Annotated in this window: 15 protein-coding genes; 4 read left to right on the top strand and 11 right to left on the bottom strand. The window is 70.7% G+C overall.

The window, feature by feature from the left end; translation table 11 throughout:
- Positions 1 to 36: 36 nt before the first annotated feature.
- Together MUU72_RS01760 and MUU72_RS01755 are read left to right on the top strand one after the other, a co-directional pair.
- A complete protein-coding gene (locus MUU72_RS01760) occupies positions 37 to 561 on the top strand; it encodes a DoxX family protein (RefSeq protein WP_248011294.1) in 525 nt (174 codons plus the stop codon).
- Positions 542 to 1,279, top strand: a complete 738-nt coding sequence (locus tag MUU72_RS01755; protein ID WP_248011261.1) for a YoaK family protein — start codon at positions 542 to 544, stop codon at positions 1,277 to 1,279. Before MUU72_RS01760 ends, MUU72_RS01755 begins: the two co-directional genes overlap by 20 nt.
- A 530-nt stretch (positions 1,280 to 1,809) precedes the next feature.
- Here the strand turns inward: MUU72_RS01755 and MUU72_RS35545 are convergent.
- The 10 genes from MUU72_RS35545 to MUU72_RS01700 all read right to left on the bottom strand — a co-directional run bounded on the left by MUU72_RS35545 (position 1,810) and on the right by MUU72_RS01700 (position 15,935).
- Entirely contained in the window at positions 1,810 to 3,474 is a 1,665-nt protein-coding gene (locus MUU72_RS35545) for an ATP-binding cassette domain-containing protein (RefSeq protein WP_248011260.1), read from the bottom strand.
- Positions 3,471 to 5,246, bottom strand: coding sequence for an ABC transporter ATP-binding protein/permease (locus MUU72_RS35140; RefSeq protein WP_308403764.1), 1,776 nt, complete (start codon positions 5,244 to 5,246; stop codon positions 3,471 to 3,473). The genes MUU72_RS35545 and MUU72_RS35140 overlap by 4 nt, the downstream gene beginning before the upstream one ends.
- Positions 5,243 to 6,520 (bottom strand): cytochrome d ubiquinol oxidase subunit II, encoded by a 1,278-nt coding sequence (locus MUU72_RS01735; RefSeq protein WP_248011259.1) that lies wholly within the window; start codon positions 6,518 to 6,520, stop codon positions 5,243 to 5,245. Before MUU72_RS01735 ends, MUU72_RS35140 begins: the two co-directional genes overlap by 4 nt.
- Complete coding sequence (locus tag MUU72_RS01730; RefSeq protein WP_248011258.1) at positions 6,513 to 7,877, bottom strand: cytochrome ubiquinol oxidase subunit I; 1,365 nt, start codon at positions 7,875 to 7,877, stop codon at positions 6,513 to 6,515. Before MUU72_RS01730 ends, MUU72_RS01735 begins: the two co-directional genes overlap by 8 nt.
- Positions 7,878 to 8,069: 192 nt before the next feature.
- Positions 8,070 to 9,044, bottom strand: a complete 975-nt coding sequence (locus tag MUU72_RS01725; RefSeq protein ID WP_248011257.1) for a helix-turn-helix domain-containing protein — start codon at positions 9,042 to 9,044, stop codon at positions 8,070 to 8,072.
- 161 nt (positions 9,045 to 9,205) lie between these two features.
- Positions 9,206 to 10,021, bottom strand: coding sequence for a carbohydrate ABC transporter permease (locus MUU72_RS01720; protein ID WP_248011256.1), 816 nt, complete (start codon positions 10,019 to 10,021; stop codon positions 9,206 to 9,208).
- 12 nt (positions 10,022 to 10,033) lie between these two features.
- A complete protein-coding gene (locus MUU72_RS01715; protein ID WP_372502927.1) occupies positions 10,034 to 10,957 on the bottom strand; it encodes a carbohydrate ABC transporter permease in 924 nt (307 codons plus the stop codon).
- A complete protein-coding gene (locus MUU72_RS01710; RefSeq protein WP_248011255.1) occupies positions 10,929 to 12,137 on the bottom strand; it encodes an ABC transporter substrate-binding protein in 1,209 nt (402 codons plus the stop codon). Before MUU72_RS01710 ends, MUU72_RS01715 begins: the two co-directional genes overlap by 29 nt.
- A gap of 194 nt (positions 12,138 to 12,331) precedes the next feature.
- Positions 12,332 to 13,096: an alpha/beta hydrolase gene (locus tag MUU72_RS01705; RefSeq protein ID WP_248011254.1), complete on the bottom strand. Its 765-nt coding sequence runs from the start codon at positions 13,094 to 13,096 to the stop codon at positions 12,332 to 12,334.
- A gap of 76 nt (positions 13,097 to 13,172) precedes the next feature.
- Positions 13,173 to 15,935 (bottom strand): ATP-binding protein, encoded by a 2,763-nt coding sequence (locus MUU72_RS01700; protein WP_248011253.1) that lies wholly within the window; start codon positions 15,933 to 15,935, stop codon positions 13,173 to 13,175.
- Between the two features lie 662 nt (positions 15,936 to 16,597).
- On the opposite strand from MUU72_RS01700, the gene MUU72_RS01695 reads away from it, so the two are divergent.
- Both MUU72_RS01695 and MUU72_RS35135 read left to right on the top strand, forming a co-directional pair.
- Positions 16,598 to 17,434: an alpha/beta fold hydrolase gene (locus tag MUU72_RS01695; protein ID WP_248011252.1), complete on the top strand. Its 837-nt coding sequence runs from the start codon at positions 16,598 to 16,600 to the stop codon at positions 17,432 to 17,434.
- Positions 17,431 to 17,553: a hypothetical protein gene (locus tag MUU72_RS35135; protein WP_282503534.1), complete on the top strand. Its 123-nt coding sequence runs from the start codon at positions 17,431 to 17,433 to the stop codon at positions 17,551 to 17,553. The genes MUU72_RS01695 and MUU72_RS35135 overlap by 4 nt, the downstream gene beginning before the upstream one ends.
- A gap of 963 nt (positions 17,554 to 18,516) precedes the next feature.
- Here MUU72_RS35135 and MUU72_RS01685 read toward each other — a convergent pair.
- Positions 18,517 to 21,054: an ABC transporter permease gene (locus MUU72_RS01685; protein WP_248011251.1), complete on the bottom strand. Its 2,538-nt coding sequence runs from the start codon at positions 21,052 to 21,054 to the stop codon at positions 18,517 to 18,519.
- Positions 21,055 to 21,079: the final 25 nt, after the last annotated feature.

Below are 21,079 nucleotides of genomic sequence, written 5' to 3'. Positions count from 1 at the left end.
CTGAGTCAGGAACAGGCAGGAACAGGCAAGGAAATGATGGACGCTGGACTGCTGGTCCTCCGGTTGGTGGTGGGGCTTCTCATCGCCGGCCACGGAGTGCAGAAGGTGAGTTTCCGGCTCGGGGGCCATGGCCTGGCGGGCGGAACCGAGGAGTTCCGCCACGACGGGTTCCGCGGCGGCCGGCTGACCGCGGTCGTCGCGGGAGCCAGTCAGATCGGAGCCGGCCTGTTCCTGACCGCCGGACTGCTCACGCCCCTGGCCGCGATGGCCGCCATGGGCGTGATGACGGTCGCGGGCACCGTCAAACGGCCCAAGGGCCTGTGGGTGCAGAACGACGGCTACGAATACCCGATGGTCCTCGTCGCGGCCTCCGCGGCGCTGGCCCTCACCGGGCCCGGCCGGTGGTCGCTCGACCAAGCGCTGGGCCTCGCGCCCTGGCCGCTGTGGATCGTCCTCCCCGCCATCGTGGCCGGTCCGGTGAGCGGACTGCTCACCCGCGTGCTGCTGCACCGCCCGTACGACGCATGGGAAAGGAAGCAGTATGCGCAGGCTGCTGAATGACGTGGTGAGCACACTTGTACCGCCCCGAGAGGACCGCCACGGGCCGCTGCCGCCCCTGATGCTGACGCTGACGTTGGTCACCGGTCTGGTCGACGCGGTGAGCTATCTGGCGCTCGGGCACGTCTTCGTCGCCAACATGACCGGCAACGTGGTGTTCCTGGGGTTCGCCCTGGTGGGGGCCGCGAACCTGTCCGTGCTCGCCTCCCTGGTCTCGCTGGCGTCGTTCCTCGCCGGCGCGCTCGCCGGGGGCAGGCTCGGCACCCGGTTCGCGGCACACCGCGGAAACCTGCTGAAGACGGCCACCGCCGGGCAGGCGGTGCTGGTCGCCGTCACCGTCGCCGCCGCCGCGGCCACCGGCGGCGAGGTCACCACGGGCGTCCGGTACACATTGATCGTCTTCCTCGGGCTCGCCATGGGACTCCAGAACGCCGTCGCCCGGCGCCTGGGCGTCCCGGACCTCACCACCACCGTACTGACCCTGACCCTGACCGGGCTGGCCGCGGACTCCGCTCCGGCCGGCGGTATGACGCCGCGGCCCGGCCGCCGGATCCTGTCCGTACTGGTGATGTTCCTCGGCGCCTACGCGGGAGCCCAGCTGGTGCTGCACGGCCACCTCGTGCTCACCCTGAGCCTGGTCCTGCTGCTCCTCGTGGCCACCGCGGTGACCACTCACCGCCTCTCCTCCGGCGACCCGGCCTGGACAGGGCCACCGTCCTGAGAGCAGGGAACGTCACCGGCAGGAGGCCACCACCTCCGCGTGAGGGCCGCGAACGCCCCGGCCGCAGAACACCATGACGGGTTCTGCGGCCGTCGCCGTTTCCGTGAGCCGGGCGCGTTCCGTCCCGCTCGGGCGGAGGTCCGGAAGGCCCAGGGAAGCGGCGGGTTCGGGTGCCGCGTCCGGGGAGTCCTCGGTGGCGGTGCCGCCGGAGAGCCCGACGACCGGGACGTCGCGCCGGCCGACGGCGTTGCTGGGTGGCCGTGCGCGCCAGGCGCGCCGTTGAGCAGGGCGCGTCGTGGAGTCCGACCGCCTCGACGACGGGGTCGAGACCGTCACCGACCACCCGGTACATGCGGCGTGCACCGGTACGGGCCATGAGGCCGATGTACTGATCGGCGACGGTGCGTTGCCGGGGCGCAGACCGGGCCGGACCACCGCGTCTGGCCGACAGCACCGCCCCGGGCAAGGACATCGTCTTCCTTGCCCGGGGCGGCGGCGTTCCCCGGCAGTGCCTCGCGGTCCGAACCCGGCTACGTGGCGGTCGCCGCCTGCGGAGTGGCCCGCAGCCGCAGGACATGGGTGGCGGCGAAAGGGATCAGGTCCTCGTGCCGGTCGGGCAGGGCGATCACCAGGGTGCTGTCCGGCAGGGCACGGCGCACGCCCGTCAGCATCCGCACCGCCGTACGGTCGTCGAGGCCGGCCGTCGGTTCGTCGAGCAGGAGGACCGAGGGTTTCCGCAGGACCGCTCTCGCGATCACCAGGCGGCGTCGCTGCCCCTGCGAGAGCGCACCGCCCAGCGGGCCCGTCGGGATGTCGAGGGGAAGCTGCTCCAAAGCCGTGACTGCCAGCGCGGCCCGAAGTGTGTCGTCGTCCGCGTCCGGGGCGGCCTGCCGGAGGTTCTCGGCGACGGTCGCGTCGGCGATCCAGTCCTCCGCCTCGACGAGGGTGAGCGCGTCGGCGAGCGTACGGGCGGGCAGGGACCCGACAGGTACGCCGTCGAGCAGCACCGAACGGGGCGCAGCCGGGGACACGCGCCCCGCCAGAGTCTCCAACAGGGTGCTCTTCCCGCTGCCGTTGGGCCCGGTGACCATGACGACACCGCCGGGCTCGATCACCGCGGACCACCGGGTGCGGGCGTCGCCGACACCGACGGGCACCCGGCGTGCCACCAGGGCCCCCGGCGTTCCCGCGAGCGGCGCCCCCGGAGCGGATGTGCTCGGCAGCTCGTCCAGGAAGGCGCGGTCCGCCAGATCCGTCAGCCGCTGGGCGGCCTCGGCGGCCAGCCCGTGGTCGCGGAGCACCTGGGGGAGCGTCTCCAGCAGCTCGTACGCTGCCGCGACCAGCAACACTTCGCCGATGGCGTCGGCAGCCGGCTGGGTGAGGACGGGACCGGCCAGAGCCAGGACCAGGACCGCCGTCTGACCGGCCACGGCCAGCAGCCGCAGCAGCAGCCGGGACCGGCGCATCACCGACGCGGCCACGGCCTCGGCGCGCCGGGCCCGGCCGACCGCGTCCGCGACCTGATCGCGGACCGTACCCACCGCGTCCAGGCAGCGCAGCTCCGGAAGCGCGGAGCGCGCGCTGAGCAGCGCCGTGCGTGCGGCGGCCCACGCCTGTGCGGCCGTCTGCCGATGTCCGCGGGCCCGCCGCTCGGCGGTCACCGCCGTGGCCACGGAGAGCACCAGCAGCAGCAATTCGGCCGCACCTGACGGCGGACTCGCCACCATGAGCAGACAGACGACGACGGCAGCGGTCAGGCCGATGCCGGCCAGCGGCGGGACGACCTGGCCGGCTGTCCCGCCCACCGCGCCGACATCGCTGGTGAGCCGGGTCATCAGGGCGCCGTCGCGGTGGTCGCGCAGTTCGCGTGCCGGGACCGTGGTCGCGGCGCGGACCAGCCGTGAGCGCAGCGCGACCGTCGCGCCGAGCAGGGCGCCATGGCTGACCAGACGCTCCGCGTAGCGCAGTCCGGTGCGGCCCAGGGCCAGCGCGCGAACCGTTCCCGAGGGGTACATCCACGACCAAGTGGTGTTCGCCTGTGCGGTGACCACCGCGCAGGAGGTCAGGAACCAGCCGGACACTCCGAGCAGACCGGCGGCGCACAGTTCGGCGGCCCCTGCGAGCACTGCCGCCAACAGCAGGCCCCGGCGCGTCCGTTGGTCCGCCGCCCGCCACAGCATCGTGAACGCGGTCACCTTGTCTCCCTGATCCGGGACAGCCGTCCCTGGTCCAGCCGCACGATGTCGTCGGCGATGCCGAGCAGTGCCGGGCTGTGCGTCGTGAGCAGCACGGTGCGGGTGCTCGCGAGTGTCCGGATCGCGGCGATGACCCGGGCTTCACCGTCCGGGTCCAGATGGGCGGTGGGCTCGTCCAGGCACAGCAGCGGCGTGTCGCGGAGCAGTGCCCGGACCAGCACCAGTTGTTGCAGCTGTCCGGACGACAGGCCCCGCCCCCGCTCCCCGACCCGGGTCCCCAGGCCCCGGGGAAGCGCGGCCAGCAGGTCCTCGAAGCCCAGTGCCGAGAACGCCGCGGTCAGCTGTGCGTCGTCGGCGTCGCGCCGGGCCAGCAGCAGGTTGTCCCGCAGCGTGCCCGGAAGGAGGTAGGCGGGCTGTCCGGCCCATGCCGTCATGGCCGGCGAGGCTTGCCGGGTGGTGGAACCGATGGTGTGCAGGCACCACCCGCGATCCGGTTCGCGCAGGCCGGCCGCCACGGAGAGCAGGGTGGTCTTTCCGGCGCCGCTGGGCCCGCTGACGGCCGTGATCGCACCGGGCCGAACGGTCAGGGTGACGTCATCCAGGGCCGCGTGGTCGCGCCCCGGGTACCGGACGCCCACCTTCCCCAGGGTGACACCGGCCGGGCCGGACAGCCCCGGTCGACGCGCCACGGGCACCAGGGCCGGGCGCCCGCCGACCGGGGCGGCCGGCACCCGGTCGAGGAGATCCGCGATCAACGCGGCCGCCGCGGAGGCTTCGGCACGGGCGTGGTAGCCGCGGGCCAGCTCCCGGGCGGGGGCGAAGTATGCCGGGGTCAGGACGAGGACGAACAGCGCCGTACCCAGGCTCATGGTGGAAGGGACCACCGGCAGGTCGAGGTAGCCGAGCAGGGCGAGTCCGCAGTACGTGGCGACGACGGCCATGGCCACGGTGATGAGCAGCTCGATCCAGGCGGTGGAGAGGAACGCCACCCGCAGGACGGTCCGGGTGCGCCCGGCCAGTTCGCGGTCGGCCGCCTCGGTGGCGCGTACCGCTTCTTCACCGGCTCCGAGGCCGACGAGCGTGGGCAGTCCGCGCAGTTGGTCCAGCAGATGGGTGCTCAGCCTCCGGGCGGCGGTGAGCTGGGCGTGCACGGCGGCGCGGGTGCCCAGGCCGATCACCTTCAGGTTGAACGGCAGCAGCGGGGTGGCCAGCACCAGCATCAGCGCGACGGCCCAACTGCCCACCAGGACGGCGGCCAGGATGATGCCGCATCCCAGCAGCATCGCCCGCCGGGCCGGGACGTACGCCGTCAGCCACGGGCTCAGCCGGCCCACCTCACCGTCCAGCGCCTCACCGAGAGCGGCGTCGCCCACCTCCGCGGCGGGCGTGCCGGTGGACGGAAGTGCTGCCAGGAGCAGCCGGGCGCGAAGGTGGGCCTGGACGGCGGCCGCCCCGTCATCGGCGACCCGGTCCGCCGCCGCCAGCAGGACCGCGCGCAGCACCAGGCCGGCGGCGACCAGAGCCGCACCCGAGAGCACGGGTGCCAGGGCCACGCCCCCGTGCGGGGAGTGCAGTGCGGCCTCGGCCGCCGAGCCCAGCCCCGCCGCCCACATCACATGGCCCAGGGCGGCCAGCCCGCGCAGGGTGCCGGCTCGCCGGAACGCGGGTTCGCCGACCGCCGCCCACCGGGCCAGCAGTTCCGCCGCCCGCCGCTGACCTTCGTCGTCCCGGCCGAACCGGGCCAGTTGATCGGGGATGTCGGCCACGGTCACCGTTCGGCTGCCTGGAGGTCGAATGCGCCGGCGGCGGAGGAGCGGTGGTCGGAACGGATCCACACGGCGAGCGCCGTCACGGCGAACAGAGCGACACCGACCCGGTCGATCCACACCCCCACGCCACCGAAGACGTCCTGCGAGACCGCGGCCACCGCGACGGCCAGGAGGGTCAGGAGCACACGCCGGGCGACGACGACCGCCCATGGACCGTCGCTCGCAGGTGGTGCCACCGGCGCGGACCGCTCGGCGGCAGCCGCGGTGTCCGACGGGCCCGCCGCGTCCGGCAACGCCGGTGGCTGGGCGAACTTCCCCCGGAAGACCCACCACGCGTAGATGTTGTAGGCCAGGACGACCGGCATGCACCCGCCCACCCCGATGAGCAGGAACAGCTGCGACCCGTGCGGGCCGGCGGCCGTGTGCACGGTCAGGTCGGGTGGCACGACGACGGGTGCGGTGGCGGCGACGAGCGCGAGCAGGCCCGCGGCCTCCGCACCGGCCACGGCGGCGAACGGACGCCAGTCCGGCCGGCGGCCGAAGCCGTACCAGGCGATCGCCGCGCAGACCACGGCCACCGCCACCGCCAGGCCGAACAGGGCCGTGCGGAGCGGCTGGTCGAAGCGGAGGTGCTGCGGGTCGGCCGACGAGAGCCCGAATCCCAGGACCAGGCCGGCCACCGCGACTGCCAGGACCAGCGGTCGGCCCAGTCGGCCCGCTCGCCCGTGGGCGGTCCCCGTGGTCTTGTCCTGCAACCACGCGGCGCCCGCCAGCAGGTAGACGGCCACAAGCCCCAGGGCGCACAGTACGCTGTAGGGCGTCAGCCAGTCCCAGGTGTTCCCGGAGAACACCCCACCACGGTGGGGCAGTCCGGACAGGACGGCTCCGATCACGAGACCCTGGCACACCGTGACCACCAGCGACGAGAGGCCGAAGACGAGGCCCCAGCCGCGCCGGTAGCCGGGGGCGGCGCTCTGCAACTCGATGGCCGTGCCGCGCAGCACGATGGCGAGCAGCATGACGATGAGCGGCAGGTAGACGCCGGACAGCACGGTGGCGTAGACACCGGGCAGGCCCGCCCACAGCACGACACCCGCCAGGATGAGCCAGCTCTCGTTGGCGTCCCAGGCGGTCGCGATCAGTTCGGAGTACTCCTTGCGCCGCTGGTCGCTGCGGTCGAACAGGCTCAGGACGCCGATGCCGAGGTCGTAGCCGTCGAGGAGGACGTAGGCGCCGAGAGCGAACAGGAGCAGGGCGTATGACGCGACATCAAGCATGGCTGATCTCCGTGGGGTGGTCGGCGGTGGCGGCGTCGGTCACCAGGTGCTCGGGTCCGGTCCGCACCGTGCGGACGATGTAACGGATCCACAGCCCGAGCAGCAGTGCGTAGACGGCGACGAACCCGATGAGGCCGGCGAGCGCCGCGCCGACGGAGAGGTGGGAGACGGCGTCCCCGGTGCGGATCAGGCCGTGGACGACCCAGGGCTGCCGACCGGTCTCCGCGGTGATCCAGCCGCCGCTGATGGCCACGACACCGGCGGGGGCCATCCAGATCATCAGCCGGTGGAACCGCCGGGCCGTGAACAGCCTGCCGCGCCACCGCAACACCACGCCGGCGAAGGCCATACCGAACATCGCCAGGGCGGTGAAGTACATCGCACGGAAGCCGTAGAAGGGGGCCCACATGTCGGGGCGTTCGTCCTTCGGCGTCTGGAGGAGCCCGGGGACATGCGCCTTTCCGGACAGGTCCTTGCCGATGACGGCACCCAGATGCGGTATCCCGACCTGGAATCTGTTCTCGCCCTTGTCCGTGTCGGGCACGACGATCAGGTTGTAGCCGTTGTTGTCGGTCTTCCAGTTGCCTTCGAAGGCCTCCAGCTTGGCGGGCTGGTGCGCGCCCATGAACGCGGCGGTCGCGTCGCCCACGTACAGCTGTACGGGCATCAGGACGGCGAGCACACCCAAGGCGATGGACAGGGTTCGGCGGGCGAAGGGCAGCGCGCGCTGCTTGACCAGGTACCAGGCGGCGATCCCGCCGATGAACCAGGCGGCGCTGATCAGCACCGCGAGCAGCATGTGCGGGTACCGGTAGGAGAACGCCGGGTTGAACAGCACGTGCCACCAGTTGCTCGCCCGGAACTGACCGTCGACCTCGGTGAACCCGGTGGGGTCCTGCATCCAGCTGTTGGCGGACAGGATCCACGTCGTGGACAGCAGCGTGCCGACGACGAGCATCCAGCAGGAGAACGCCATGGTCCGGGGGCGCACGCGGCCGTCGCCGTACAGCATGATTCCGATGAACCCGGCCTCCAGGAAGAAGGCCGTGATGACCTCCATCCCGATCGTGACACCGAGGATCGGACCGACCGCGTGGGCGTATCTTCCCCAGTTGAGGCCGAACTCGAAAGTCATCACGGTACCGGCGACCACACCGAGACCGAACCCGACCGCGAATATCTTCTTCCAGAAACGGAATATCTGGAGGTACAGCGGATTTCCGGTCCTGAGGTGGACCGTGTACATCACCGCCAGGAAGAGGGAGAGTCCGACGGTCAGCGCGGGAAAGCTCATGTGGAAGATCGCGGTGATGGCGAACTGCCATCGCGAGATATCCACCACTGCGGGCGATGCCACGGTTTCTCCTCTTTCTTGTGTTCCTCTGCCCCTGCGCCACCCTAGGTTCGGCTCATGGTTTGCTTTTGCCCCTGGGCGCACCACTCGTTTCCTCGCAGCGCCATGTTCCCGGCGCCCTCGGCCCAGGCCGGTTCGGTCCCGCCCGCCGGTGAGTTCCCCGGCGGTTTCCGGTGACGAGCCGCGCGGGTGACGTCACGCAGCCGTGCGCCGCTCACCGGACAGGCCCTCGGCCTGCCAGTCGCGAGGCGCTATGCCGTAAGCAGCACGGAAAACACGACTGAAATGGCTGGGGCTCACGAACCCCCAGCGTCGGGCGATGGTCGCCACCCCGAGCCCCAGAGCCGGTGCCCGCAGAAGATCCCGGCGGCACCGCTCCAGCCGCTCCGTCCGGATCCACTCCCCGACGGTGGTTCCCTCCATCTGGAACAGCTTGTGCAGGTAGCGCACCGAAATGAAGTGAGCGGCGGCGATCGAGGTGGGGGACAGGTCCGGGTCGGAGAGGTTCTGCAGGATGTGGTCCTTGACCCGCACCGTCATGGCCGCGGCGGTTTCCGGAGCCTGGGGCCGGAAGCGGCCGCGCCGCTCGTTGATGACCAGTGCCAGCAGATCGAGCCCGGTGGCGACGAACTGACGGCCGACGAAGTCGTCGAAGCCCGCTGCTTCGCGCGCCATGCGTGCGAAATAGGAAGCCACCAGCGCGGCGCTTCCCTCGCGCCCCGAGAACGGCCGCGCGGTCAGCGCGTGCAGGTCCTCGTCCCGCACGCGCAGATCCTTTCGAGGGAATTGAAAGGAGGTGAAGCGGAAATCGCCCTCAACTTTCTTTCTGAACACGCGAGATGAATCGGAGATAGAGAAATTTCCCGGCTCTATCAGGCACTCCCTCCCGTCCTGCTCCTTGACGGCGCTGCCTCGGCGCTGAAGCGTGAGGATCAGGTATTCCTTCCCGTCCCGGGCTATCAGGCGCTTGCTGCGCGTCACTTCTTGAGAGCCGGCCTGGACGTTCGACACCTGCGTGGCACCCAATTGATGGGTGACGATTCTTCCTGGCGACGGAGTCTCCTCCAGGATATTGACCTCGAGCGGTATGAACGTCCGGGACACCGCTTCATGCCAGCGCTCGCTACGGTCGGCTGCGGACAGATCGGCGGTGGAGAGAACGACGGGCATCTGGCCCCCTTGGGATCGTTATCGACGGGCGATTCGGATCCGGTGACCGGACAGTCCGAGCGCCGAAGACCCGGTGTGCCTTCCGGAACACCGTGCCAGCCGGCCCGGTACGGAACATCGCGTGAATCCGCTAGATCGGGGGTGCCGGACCGGGACGTCCCTCACTTGACGGCGCCGCCGGTGGCACCGGCGGCGACCTGGCGCTGAGCGATGACGAGCAGTACGGCGGCCGGGACGGACGCCAGGACCGCGGTGGCCATGACGGCGTTCCACTGGTTCGTGTGGGCGCCGAGGTACTGGTAGATGCCGAGGGTGATCGGCCGGACGGTCTGTGTGGTGGTCAGCGTGAGGGCGAAGAGGAAGTCGCTCCAGGCGAAGAGGAAGGTGAAGACGCCGGCAGTGATCAATGCGTTCGTGCTCAACGGGAGTACCACGGAGCGGAACACCCGCAGCCCGCCGGCCCCGTCCACGCGCGCCGCCTCGATGATCTCCCTGGGAATGCTCTGCATGAAGGAACGCAGGATGATGATCGCGAAGGGGATCCCGGCGGTGGAGTCGGCGAGGATCAGGCCGAGGGAGGAGTTCAGCAGTCCCAGGTCGTGGTAGGCGCTGTAGAGGGCGTTGGCCACGACGATGCCCGGCACCATCTGTGTGATCAGGATGCCGAAGAGCAGGAGGTTGGTGCCGCGGAGGCGGAACCGGGCCAGCGCGTAGGCCGCCGGCGCGGCGAGCCCCAGGCTGAGGGCGACACTGCCGAGGGCTACGACGAGGCTGGTGACGAGGTTGCGTCCCTGATCGCGCAGTGCGGTGACGTATCCACTGCGGTCCGGAGGGAAGGGGAACCAGCCCCCTTGCAGAGTGTTGCCCGCCGGCTGGAGGGACGCGTTCACCATCCAGTAGACGGGAAACAGCATCAGCGCGAGCAGGACGATCCCGACCACGGTGGAGGGCCAACCACGACCTGGTGCGCGCTTCACGGGGGTCACCTCTCAGCCGTTCCGGGCGCGACGGTTGGCGCGCAGGTAAACGAGGGCGAAGGCGAGAGAAAGGACGATGAGCACGTTGCTCATCGCGGCACCGCGTCCGAACTCGAACTGCTGGAAGGACAGTTCGTAGGACCGGGTGGCGAGGGTCTCCGTGGCGCCCGCCGGTCCACCGCCCGTCACCACGAGGACGAGGTCCAGCACCTTGACCGTGTAGACCACGCCCAGCACCAGCACGACACCCACCACGGGCCGCAGCAGCGGCCAGGTCACATGGCGGAACGACGCCAGCGGGCCGGCGCCGTCCAGCTTCGCCGCCTCGTACAGGTGCGTGGGGATGTCCTGGAGACCGGCGTACAGGATCGCGGTGTTGAAGGGGATGCCGACCCAGATGTTGATGAGGATCACCGACACCAGCGCCTGCGAGGTACCGGTGAGCCAGGGGATGCCGGACGACGAGAGATGCAGGCCGCGCAGTGCCGTGTTGACGACTCCGGTGTCGGGGTCGAGCATCCACCTCCACGTCGTTCCGGAGGCCACCAGCGGCAGCAGCCACGGCAGCAACAGGAGCGAGCGCAGAAAGCCGCCGAGCGGGAAACGGCGCTGGAAGAACAGGGCGAAGGCCAGGCCGAGCACGAACTGCCCGACGATCGAGCCGGCGGTGAACAGGGCCGTGGTCAGCAGGGCCTTGGAGAACAGGTCCGAGGCAAGGATCTCCGCGTAGTTCCGCAGTCCGACGAACGGCGCGGCACCTGTGTAGAACGTCGTGGTCGTGTACTGCTGGAAGCTCATCATGATGTTCTTGACGATCGGGTAGCCGAAGAACATCAGCAGGTAGGCCGCGGCGGGCACGAGGTACATCCACCGGGCCAGGCGCGCCCGGAAACGCGCCCGGGCCGGGTCAGTCGCCGGTCGCGATCCGCTGGGCATGCCTGAGGGCTTCCTCCGGTGTCTGCTCGCCCGCCAGCGCCGACTGGATCGCGGTGTATATCCCGGTCGCCGCCTTGGGCCACTTGACGCCGAGCTGGCTGGTACGGGACCGCGCCGCTTCCACGCTCTTGACGAAGGCAGCCATCGACGGGACCTGCTCGGCGTACCGCGACGCCAGGGCGGAGCGGGAGGGCACGGTGAAGTGCTGCTTGGCCAGGGTGAGCATGCTGGAGGAGTGGTTCAGACAGGCGAGGACCTGGGCGGCCTTCTCCTGCCGGGCCTTGGAAGCGCTCCGCGGGACCGTCCACACCTCACCGCCGAGCGGCGTGATCGGGGTCTGCGCGGCCCGGGGAACGGGGATGGGGGCCACTCCCCAGTGCAGGTTCTTGTCCTTGTTCAGCGCCGGGATCCGCCACGGTCCGTTGATCATCATGGCTGTCTTCCCGGCGGCGAACTGGTCGTGGACGTCGGCCTGCGTCCAGTTCAGCACCGACTTCGACATGGATCCGCTCTTCACCAGGTCGACCCACAGCTGGAGCGCCTGCGCGGCCTGCGGGGTGTCGAGCCGTTTCTCGTCCCCGCCGTTGGACCACAGGAAGGGCAGGAACTGCCAACTGCCCTCGAACGTGGCGTTCGCGTCGACCGCCATGCCGTAGCGCCCGGGGCGGGTCAGCTCGGCCGCCGCGGCCTTCAGTTCGTCCCAGGTCCTCGGCACGGCGACACCGGCCTTGGCGAGCATGTCCTTGTTGTAGAAGAGGGCGACCGTGCTGACGTCGGGCGCGAGACCGTACACCTTTCCCTTGTAGGTGCCCGCCGACAGGATGCCCTTGGCGAAGCCGCTGGAGTCGATGCCGTAGGGGTCCAGCGGGGTCAGCGCGCCGGTCTGCGCGATCTGTTGCAGGTCGGGATTGTCCACCATCAACAGGTCGGGGAGGGTCCGCGACGACGCCTGCTGCAGGATCTTGGGCATGAGCGACGCCGGCGGAACGCTCGTCTGCTCGACCTTCACGCCGGCGGACCTGCCGCAGGCGCTGAGTATCTCGCCCCATTGGCTGTGTTCGGCTTCGTCGGAGTAGTAGTCGAGTGCCGTGATGGACGTGACCTTGCCGGTATCGGAACCGGTGCCGGTCCCGCCACCGCACCCCGTGACGGCCAGTGCCAGGGCGATGGTTCCGGACAAGAGGGCGGCAATCCGCCGCGCCGGCGGTCTGGCCGGTGAAATCATGCTGGTGCCTTTGCCGAGGGACGCCTGCCGCCGGGATCGGCGGATCCGGATTCCGGGGATGCCATCACGATGCCCCCATAGCGGCATCTTTCTTTCCAGCGCATGGTATACGGCGCTGCGCGAAGACCGGTGATCACCTCTTTTACTGCTCAGAAGGGATGTCTCAGCGCGTCGCCGGCGCTGCGGCCGGTGCCCTGTCCGGCGGCTTCCCGAATCATCGCCACCACGGCGTCGGGCTGCGACAGCACCAGGCCGTGCGAGCCGTCCAGCAGGTATTCGGTGGCCGCCATGCGTTGTGCCATGAAGCGCTGAGCGGTGGGGTTGAGCATCCGGTCGGCGGTCGCGATGGCGTACCAGGACGGCTTGGAGGCCCAGGCCGGCGGGCCCGATCTGCTGGTCAGCGCGGTGTGGGTGATCGGGCGTTGGGTCACGGACATCACCTTCCCCACATGGGGCGGAAGGTCGGCGGCGTACACCTGGGGGAACTGTTCCTCACTGACGTAGAGCTCGGTGTCCGGGCCGTCCGGCAGCGGCGCCGGAAGGCCGGCGGTGAAGGCCGCGTCGGCCCCCGGCACGGGGGGAAACCGGCTCAGGATGTCCAGGACGCACTCGCCGGCGTCGAGGCCGAACGCCGCGACGTAGCACAACGCCACGACGTTGTCGGCGTCGGTGGCGGCGTGCGTGATGACCGCGCCGCCGTAGCCGTGGCCGACCAGCACGACAGGGGCATCGATGCCGCGGAGCACGCTCCTGAGGTGGGCGGCGTCCTGTGTCAGGCCGCGCAGCGGGTTCGCCGGGGCGCGCACGGCCGAACCGGCAGCGTGCAGGAGGCCGATGACCTTCGCCCAGGATGAGGCATCGGTGAACGCCCCGTGCACGAGCACGATGGTCGGCGGTGGGGGAGCAGGTGGCATGGCGGTGCCCTCCGGTTGAGTTCGCTGTCCCAGCCAAGTGGTTCAGGCGCGGAGGGGCATCGCGTGAACGTACCAATCATCCACGGGTCTGCCCGGTGTCGGGCATGGCCATGACCACGTTGGCGAGCTGGACCCGGGAGTTCACCGCCAGCTTGCGGAAGACGGAGGTCAAGTGCGTGTTGACCGTGTGCGGGGAGACGACGAGCAGGTCGGCGGCCGACCGGTTGGTATGGCCCTCGGCGATCAGGCGCGCGACCTTCTTCTCCGAGGCTGTGAGGGCGCCCCACCCCTGGACGGGGCGCTGCTTGGTCACTGCCCTGCCGCTGCCGGCCCCTGCACCGGCCAGGCCGGACCGCAGTCGGGCCGCTGCGGCGTGGGCGCCTGACTCGGCGAACACGGCCTGGGCCTGGGTCAGGGCGGCCACTGCTTGAGGTTTCCGACCCGCTGCGAGGAGTGCCTGTCCGAGATCGGCGTACGCGGCGGCGCGGACCAGCGGGCGCGGGCTTGCCTTGAGCAGCGCTGCGGAGTGTTCGAGGAGGGCGAGATCGTTCTTGGCGAGACCGAGGGCCTGGGCCGCGATACCCGTGGCGGTCGGCACGGCGGGGTTGCGTGCGGCGTGGGCCTCCGCCTGCGCGGCCAGGTCCTCGGCGAGTTCGCGATCCGCGCCGCGCAGGGCCATGCGTATCGCGGCGTCGACCCAGTCGCGCAACAGCCGCCAGCGCAGGAAGGGACCTTCCTGCTGCACCTGTCGGATCTTGTCGACGGCAAGCCCGGTGTCCCCGGCGGCCTCGGCGTGGACGGCTTCCAGGAAGCGCACCGCGGCCGTGTTGCCCGGGTTCGGTTTGACCGCCAGTCTTTCCTGCGCCGCGGCAAGGTGTTCCTGGGCCGCTTCCCGGTCACCCCGTAGCAAGGCGATCCGGGAGCGGATCACGCGGGCGTTCACCTGCTGGACGGGTACCTGTACGTCGTCTTCCAGGCGCTCCATGGTCACGAAGCCGGCGTCGGCGTCGTCGAGCCGGCCGAGCCCCAGATCATGCTGGGCCTGGGCCCACAGCAGCATCGCCTGACGCACCGCCCCGGCACTCTCCGCCGCTTGCAGGAGCAGTCGTCCGCCGGATGCGAAGTCGTCCACATGCAGGTGCGCGACGATCTCTTCGGGAAGGAACACGGAGTCGAGGGTCCTGAGCGCGGCAAAGCGCTCCAGTGCGACGGCGTTCTCCCCCGCGTTCTGCGCGATCTCGCCGAGCCCGGACAGGGCCAGGACATGCGCCTCCCGGTCGCCGATCGCGGTGGCGGCCCGCAGCGCCATCTCGCCGGCCTCACGGGCCGCGGCAAGATCAGGCCCCCGGGACATCGCCAGCGCCCGCAGGGCGGCCAGCCTCGCCGCGGTCTCCGGAACGGCGCCCCCGACGGCGAGGGCCGATTCGGTCCGGCGGCGCAGCTCATCGGCGAGATCCAGGTTCCACAGCGTCCCGCCGAGGGCCGCCTGTAGCTGGCTGAACACCTCCAGCGACGGCCGGCAGGCCAGCAGCCGGTCACCGGTCGACAGCGCCTCTCGGTTCCTGCCGGCGCGAGTCAGGCAGAGGATCGCCTGCGCACCCACCTCGAACTTCAGTGGCCGTGCGGGCGGCACCAGTTCCAGCGCACGCGTCATCAGGTCGGCCGCGAGCCCCGGCGTGACCGGCAGCACCTCCTCAGCGGCTCGCCGCAGGAGTGCCACGGCCTCCTCGTCTCCGGGCAGAGCGCCCCTGAGAATGTGCGGCACCGCGTCGATCGGCTGGTGGCCCGCGGCCATGAGGTGGCCGGCGGCCTCCCGATGCAGCGCCTTCCGTGCCGACGGCGGGACGTCGACGTAGACAGCCTGGCGCAGCAAATCATGTCGGAAGACCAGCTGGGCGCCGTCGTCGTCCAGAAGCCCGGAGCGCATCGCCTCCTCAAGTTCCGGGATCAACTTGGCGGGCGGTTGGCCGTACAGCGCGGCGGCGTCGGAGAAGCCGAACCTGCGTCCCAGCACGGCTCCCATCTGAAGAAAGCGCAGGGTGCTGGGCCGCAGGGAGGTGAGTCTGCTGCGCACCCCCACCACGAGCGTCGAGGGAACGAGATCCCCCGAGACCTCGGTGCTGTCCAGTCCGGCGAGCATCTCGACCGCGAGAAACGGGTTCCCTCCGGCCCCGTCGAGCAGGTGCCGTACCCGTTCGTCAACGGCCGCCCCCAAGGTGTCGCCGGCCAGCTGGCGGATGGCCGCGCCGGACAGCGGCCCCAAGGGCACGGTGACCGTCGGAAGTCCGTCGGCCGCGGCCGCGACGATCTCTTCCGCCGGCCCGGCGGGGTCCGGTCGCCCGGCGAGCAGCCACAGGACCGGCGAGGTCCTCAGGCGGCCCGGGAGTTGCTTCAGGGCGAACCGGCTCAGCGGGTCGGCCCACTGCACGTCGTCCAGGGCGATCAGCACCGGCACACCGCAGGCTCTGGCTTCGATCGCCTCCGCGAGGCGCTCCACCAGCCAGATCCGCTGATCCTGATTCCCTGCGAGATCGGCGAAGGCGTCGCCGGACAGCAGCGGCTGGTCGCCGTGCAGGACACAGGCCGCCAACGACGAGAGGGGCACGATGCGATGCAGCTCGTCCGCCTTGCCGAGGCCGACGGAGAATCCCGCTGCCCTGGCCGTGGTGGCGGCCTCGGCGAGCAGCGTGGTCTTGCCGATGCCCGGCTCCCCCTGGATCAGGGCCAACCCGCCGCTTCCGGTGCGGGCCACCGAGGCGATCAGTGCGTGAAGCTCTTCGAGTTCGGCCTCTCGGCCCCGCAGACCGCTACGGGTCAGCAATCCGCCTGACCCCACCACTTACGCCCCTTCCGGCCCCCACTCACCTGCCGGAGCCGGGCTCCGGTACATGCCGACGAGTGACCGCACCGTTGGGCAGCATAGTCCTTCGCCGATGTGAAGATTCTGCCAAGGGACCGTGGACGCGGACCTCACACGGTTCCGGCCGGTGCGACGCCGTGTCGGCCGAACCGCCGAACTGGGTGACGGCCGCTCCTGCCGCGCCGACGAGGGAGCGCCGACGAGAAGCACCGAACCGAACCGGTACTTCCTCATCCGGGGCGGTGGTCCGGGAGGCCGGCGTCACCGTGCCCGTGCGGTCTCCGGCCACTGGAGGGTCGGCGAGGACGAGTTCGGCGCCGAGCAGCGGCGTGAACGTCGGTACCGGGGAGGTGTCACCGGCGAGGGACCCCGGGAACGGAAATGCCCTCAAGGGGCCGGTGACGAACGCCTTCGGGGAGCCTTGCGCTGTAGCGTGTCGGACGCGTTTTCCGTCCCGGCGCTTCCAGGCAATGAGCCGTGCACTCAAGGTCAACAGGGGGCGGAGCGTTCGCCCTAGTGTGCGGGCGTACCGTGCCGCGCATGCCGGACGTCGGCAGTCGATGCCGTCCGTGCAGCACCCTCCTCATCGAGGCAGGGTGTGGATCTGCGCGCGCCAGTCCTCCGAACGAAGGAACGGGACCTTGCCGTACATCACCGTGGGTCAGGAAAACTCCACCACCATCGATCTCTACTACGAGGACCACGGCACCGGGCAGCCGGTCGTCCTCATCCACGGCTTCCCGCTCGACGGCCACTCCTGGGAGCGGCAGAGCGCCGTGCTGCTGGAGGCGGGCTACCGCGTGATCACCTATGACCGCCGAGGCTTCGGGCGGTCGAGCCAGCCGACGACCGGCTACGACTACGACACCTTCGCGGCGGACCTGAACACGGTCATGGAGAACCTCGACCTGCGGGACGCGGTCCTGGTGGGCTTCTCGATGGGCACCGGCGAGGTGGCCCGCTATGTGTCCGCCTACGGCTCCGCCCGTGTCGCCAAGGTCGCCTTCCTGGCCTCGCTGGAGCCCTTCCTGCTCAAGACGGACGACAACCCCGACGGGGTCGCCCCCAAGGAGTTCTTCGACGGCGTCGTCGCGGCCGTCAAGGCGGACCGCTACGCGTACTACACGGACTTCTACAAGGACTTCTACAACCTCGACGAGAACCTCGGCACCAGGATCAGCGAGGAGGCCGTGCGCAACAGCTGGAATGTCGCGGCGGGCGGGGGCTTCTTCGCCGCGGCCGCCGCACCGTCGACCTGGTACACCGACTTCCGGGCCGACATCCCGGCCATCGACGTCCCGGCCCTGATCCTGCACGGCACGGGCGACCGGATCCTCCCCGTCGAGGGAACCGCGCGGCCCTTCCGCAAGGCGCTGCCGTCCGCCGACTACGTGGAGATCGAGGGCGCCCCCCACGGACTGCTGTGGACCCATGCGGAGGAAGTCAACGCCGCGCTCCTCGCCTTCCTGGAGAAGTGACCCGGCCGCAGGCCCGCGCGACGGACCTGCGGATCGAGGCCGGCGTCGGGATCGCCGGGTACGGGGATCCCGACGCCGGCATGACGCTCACGGCGTCCCTCGCCCGCGGAAATGGTTGAGGGGCAAGCACATCGGCGTGCGCATGGCCCGCAAGGGCGCCGAATCCAATGACCGCCTGAGACGCCGCGGATGGGCCATCGATCACACGATGTCCTGGCTGATCGCCTGCCGCGGGCTCAACACCGATACGCATGCCACCGCAACTACCCGGCCTTCCGCGGCATTGCCGCAGCCCTCTGCTGCTATGAACGACTCCTCGAACTCGCCACACAGTGCACAGCCTTAGCTGTCGGCACGGACATCCTCCCTGATGCCGAAGACATCCGCGCCACGGGCTCCGACCCTTCCGTGACGCAACCCTGCTCTGTGTCACGTGGTGGGCGTGGGTAGGTGATGCTCCGGGACGCATGGGCCGCGGCCGAGACGGCCGCGGCCCGCGACAGGGCTGCGGAGTCGTCGCGGGCGCAGTGGCGCCAGGTCGACCGACTGTCCGAGGAAGCGGCCCAGGTACGCAAGGCAGCAGAGCTCCGCGAGGCAGCTGCGCTGCTGGCGGAACTCGCCTGCGATCCCTTGCGCCGGGAGCTGGAGGGAAGAGCGGGCAAGGGCCCGGGCCGCGGACATCGCGGGAGAAGCCCTCTTCCAGCTGCACGGTGTCGGCAACCAGGGCGTGTCCGTACGCTCGTGCTGCTGATGGAGAGGACGCGCCGCACACTGAGGCGGACAGCGCCGTCGACACGTTGCGCAGTCACACCGACGTTCACGGCGCTGAACTCTCCTTCAGGCAGGCACCCGACGTGCGGGGCGTGCACCGGCCCGTTCCGGCTCAGCCCGGGGTGACCAGGGGGAGAATGTGCCGTGCTTGCGGGCCCGGCCCCCAGGGCGTTGAGCGTCTGGAGCAGCTCGACGCCACAGCGGGGGCCGTTCCGCAGCACGGGCGGCACACAGGAGGCGGGCAGCGCCTCAAGGCGCTGGGCCGTCCGCTTCGGAGCGTCCGCCGTGGTGCGCCGTGCGGTCACCGGGGTCTACTCCGCTTTGATGGCGTTGAGCAGGTTGAGGCGGGCGGCGCGCCGGGCGGGCCAGAGCGCGGCGAGCATTCCCACCATGGCTGACAGCGTCAGGAAGAGGGCCAGCCGCCCCCAGGGCACGACGAGTTCGAAGCCGGGCATGTCGGAGGCGAGCAGCCGGGTGCCGGCCCAGCCGAGGAAGACGCCGAGTCCGATGCCGAGGACTCCGCCGAAGAGGGAGATGGCCAGCGACTCCAGGCGCACCATGCGTTTGGCGCCGTCCCGGTCCAGGCCGATGGCACGCAGCATGCCGATCTCCGGTGCCCGTTCGGCAACGGACATGGCCAGGGTGTTGATGACACCGAGGACGGCCACGAGCACGGCCATGGCGAGCAGCCCGTAGAGGATGTTGAGCATCATCGTCATGCTGCGGGCGATGGAGTCGGAGACGTCCTGCTTGCTCTGGACGAGTACGGCCGGGCTGTCGCCGAGCGCCTTGGCGATGTTCCGTTTGACGGTGTCGCTGGGGCCGCCCTCCGTCTTGACCAGAACCTGCTCGGCCGTCGCGGTCTGCACGTGCGGGTCGAGGGTACGGGTGTCGAGAACGATGCCCCTGAGCAGGTCGTTGCGCTGGAAGATACCGGAGACGGTCAGCTCGCCCTGTGTGCCGTCCGGGTAGGTGACCGGCACGGTGGTGCCGGTGTGCCATCCGCGCTCCTGGGCGGTGTCCTTGGCGACGATGATGCCGCGGCCGCCGAATCCGGCGAGGGAGCCCGTGGTGAACTGGGGCCGGAGCAGGCTCCTGATGGTGGAGGCGTCGATGCCGCTCACGAAGGTGTCTCGGCCGGCGATGCGGGCCGGGGCCGCGCGCAGCGGGCTGACGGCGCTGACCCCGTCGACCTTCCCCAGGCGCTTCTCGACAGTCCCGGAGAGCGGATCGTAGGTGGCCATCCGCACCACGTAGTCGGCGGAGAGGGCGGCGGTGGCCTTCTGGTCGATGCTCCGTTCGCTGCTGACCCCGACGACCGTCAGTGCGGTGATCAGGGTGAGGCCGATGGTGAGGGCAGAAGCCGTGGCCGCGGTACGGCGCGGGTTGCGCAGCGCGTTCTCGCGGGCGAGCTTGCCGCAGACCCCGAAGGCGCGCAGGAGCGGCGCAGCGGCGGCGATGAAAGGGCGGGACAGCAGCGGCGTCAGGACGAGCACCCCGGTCATCAGGACCGCACCGCTCAGCGCCATGGGCATCTGTCCGTCGTCCAGCGTCGATCCGGACGCCCCCAGGACGCCGATGCCGCCGGCTGCCGTGATCAGGGCACCGAAGGCGTTGCGCACGACCAGCGAGCGGGGAGTGGCCACCGCGTGCACGCTGCTCATCGCGGCCACCGGCGGGATCTTCGCGGCGCGGCGGCCCGGCAGCCAGGCGGCCAGCATCGTGATGCCGATCCCGACGACGAGTGAGGTGATGACCGCGGCCGGGGTGATGGCCAGAGGGCCCTCGGGCAGTGTCTGTCCACCGTTGCCGAAGGACGAGGTCAGCGGGCGCATCGCGGCGCCGATACCGATGCCGCCGACGAGCCCCGCGACCGCGGCCGCCAGGCCGACGAGGAACGCCTCGATGAGGACGGAACGGGTCACCTGACGGCGGGTGGCGCCCACCGCGCGCAGCAGGGCCAGCTCCTTGGTGCGCTGGGCGACGAGCATGGTGAAGGTATTGGCGATCAGGAAGATGGCGACGAACAGCGCGATGCCGGCGAAGGTCAGCAGCGTGGTCTGGAGGCTGGTCGTCCGGCTCTCGGCCATGACGGCCTGCGAGTCGGCGAGGCTCCTTCCCGTGGTCGTGCGCAGCTCCTTGGGGAGCACCTTCCCGACAGCCGCCGCGAGAGCGGTCTGGGACGTGCCCGGGGCGGCCTTGACGTCGATCTCGCTGAACTCCCCGGGCATGCCGAACAGTTGCTGCGCGGTAGGCGTGTCGAACAGGGCGAGGGTGCCGCCCGCGGCGACCTCACCGCTGTCGGTGGTGAAGATCCCGACCAGTCGCGGCGTGCGGACCGGCCCGTCGACCGACAGACGGACGGATTCACCGACGCGGTACCCCGCTCGCTCGGCCGTCTTCGCGTCGAGCACCACCTCGCCCGGCCCGTGCGGGGCGCGCCCGTCCTTGAGCGGATAGCGGGCGTCCCGGGCTCCGCCGGTCGCGACGTAGTTGGCGCCCTGGGTGGTCCATCCCTGCCCCACCAGATCGCCGTTCTTGCCGGCCACGGCGGTGAAGCCGGAGACCACCCCGGTCACCGACTGCACGCCCGGCACCCTCGCCACCCGGTCCATGAGTTCCCGGGTGAGCTTGGGGGTGGTACGCGTCCGGGTGCGGGGATCACCGCCCCGGATGGCGACGTCCACCTCGTCAAAGCTCTTGTGCGAGCTGTTCTGGTACGCGGCGGAGACGGTCGAGGTGAAGACCAGGGTGCCGGCGACGAAGGCCACGCCGAGTGTCACGGCGAGAACGGTCATCAGCAGCCTGGCCTTGTGCGCGAGCACATTGCGCAGGGCGGTACGGAACATGGGCAATCAGTCCTGGAGGAAGAGG

The organism is Streptomyces rhizoryzae (assembly GCF_023155275.1).
Lineage (GTDB): Bacteria > Actinomycetota > Actinomycetes > Streptomycetales > Streptomycetaceae > Streptomyces > Streptomyces rhizoryzae.
The sequence above is the reverse complement of the archived record's forward strand: the minus strand, read 5'-3'. Positions and strand labels throughout refer to the sequence as shown.

Excerpts from the sequence above, each read along its gene's own strand:
- MUU72_RS01760 (WP_248011294.1), top strand. The coding sequence starts at position 37 with ATGGACGCTGGACTGCTGGTCCTCCGGTTGGTGGTGGGGCTTCTCATC.
- MUU72_RS01755 (WP_248011261.1), top strand. The coding sequence starts at position 542 with ATGCGCAGGCTGCTGAATGACGTGGTGAGCACACTTGTACCGCCCCGA.
- MUU72_RS01735 (WP_248011259.1), bottom strand. The coding sequence starts at position 6,520 with ATGCTTGATGTCGCGTCATACGCCCTGCTCCTGTTCGCTCTCGGCGCC.
- MUU72_RS01725 (WP_248011257.1), bottom strand. The coding sequence starts at position 9,044 with ATGCCCGTCGTTCTCTCCACCGCCGATCTGTCCGCAGCCGACCGTAGC.
- MUU72_RS01715 (WP_372502927.1), bottom strand. The coding sequence starts at position 10,957 with ATGCCCAGCGGATCGCGACCGGCGACTGACCCGGCCCGGGCGCGTTTC.
- MUU72_RS01705 (WP_248011254.1), bottom strand. The coding sequence starts at position 13,096 with ATGCCACCTGCTCCCCCACCGCCGACCATCGTGCTCGTGCACGGGGCG.
- MUU72_RS01685 (WP_248011251.1), bottom strand. The coding sequence starts at position 21,054 with ATGTTCCGTACCGCCCTGCGCAATGTGCTCGCGCACAAGGCCAGGCTG.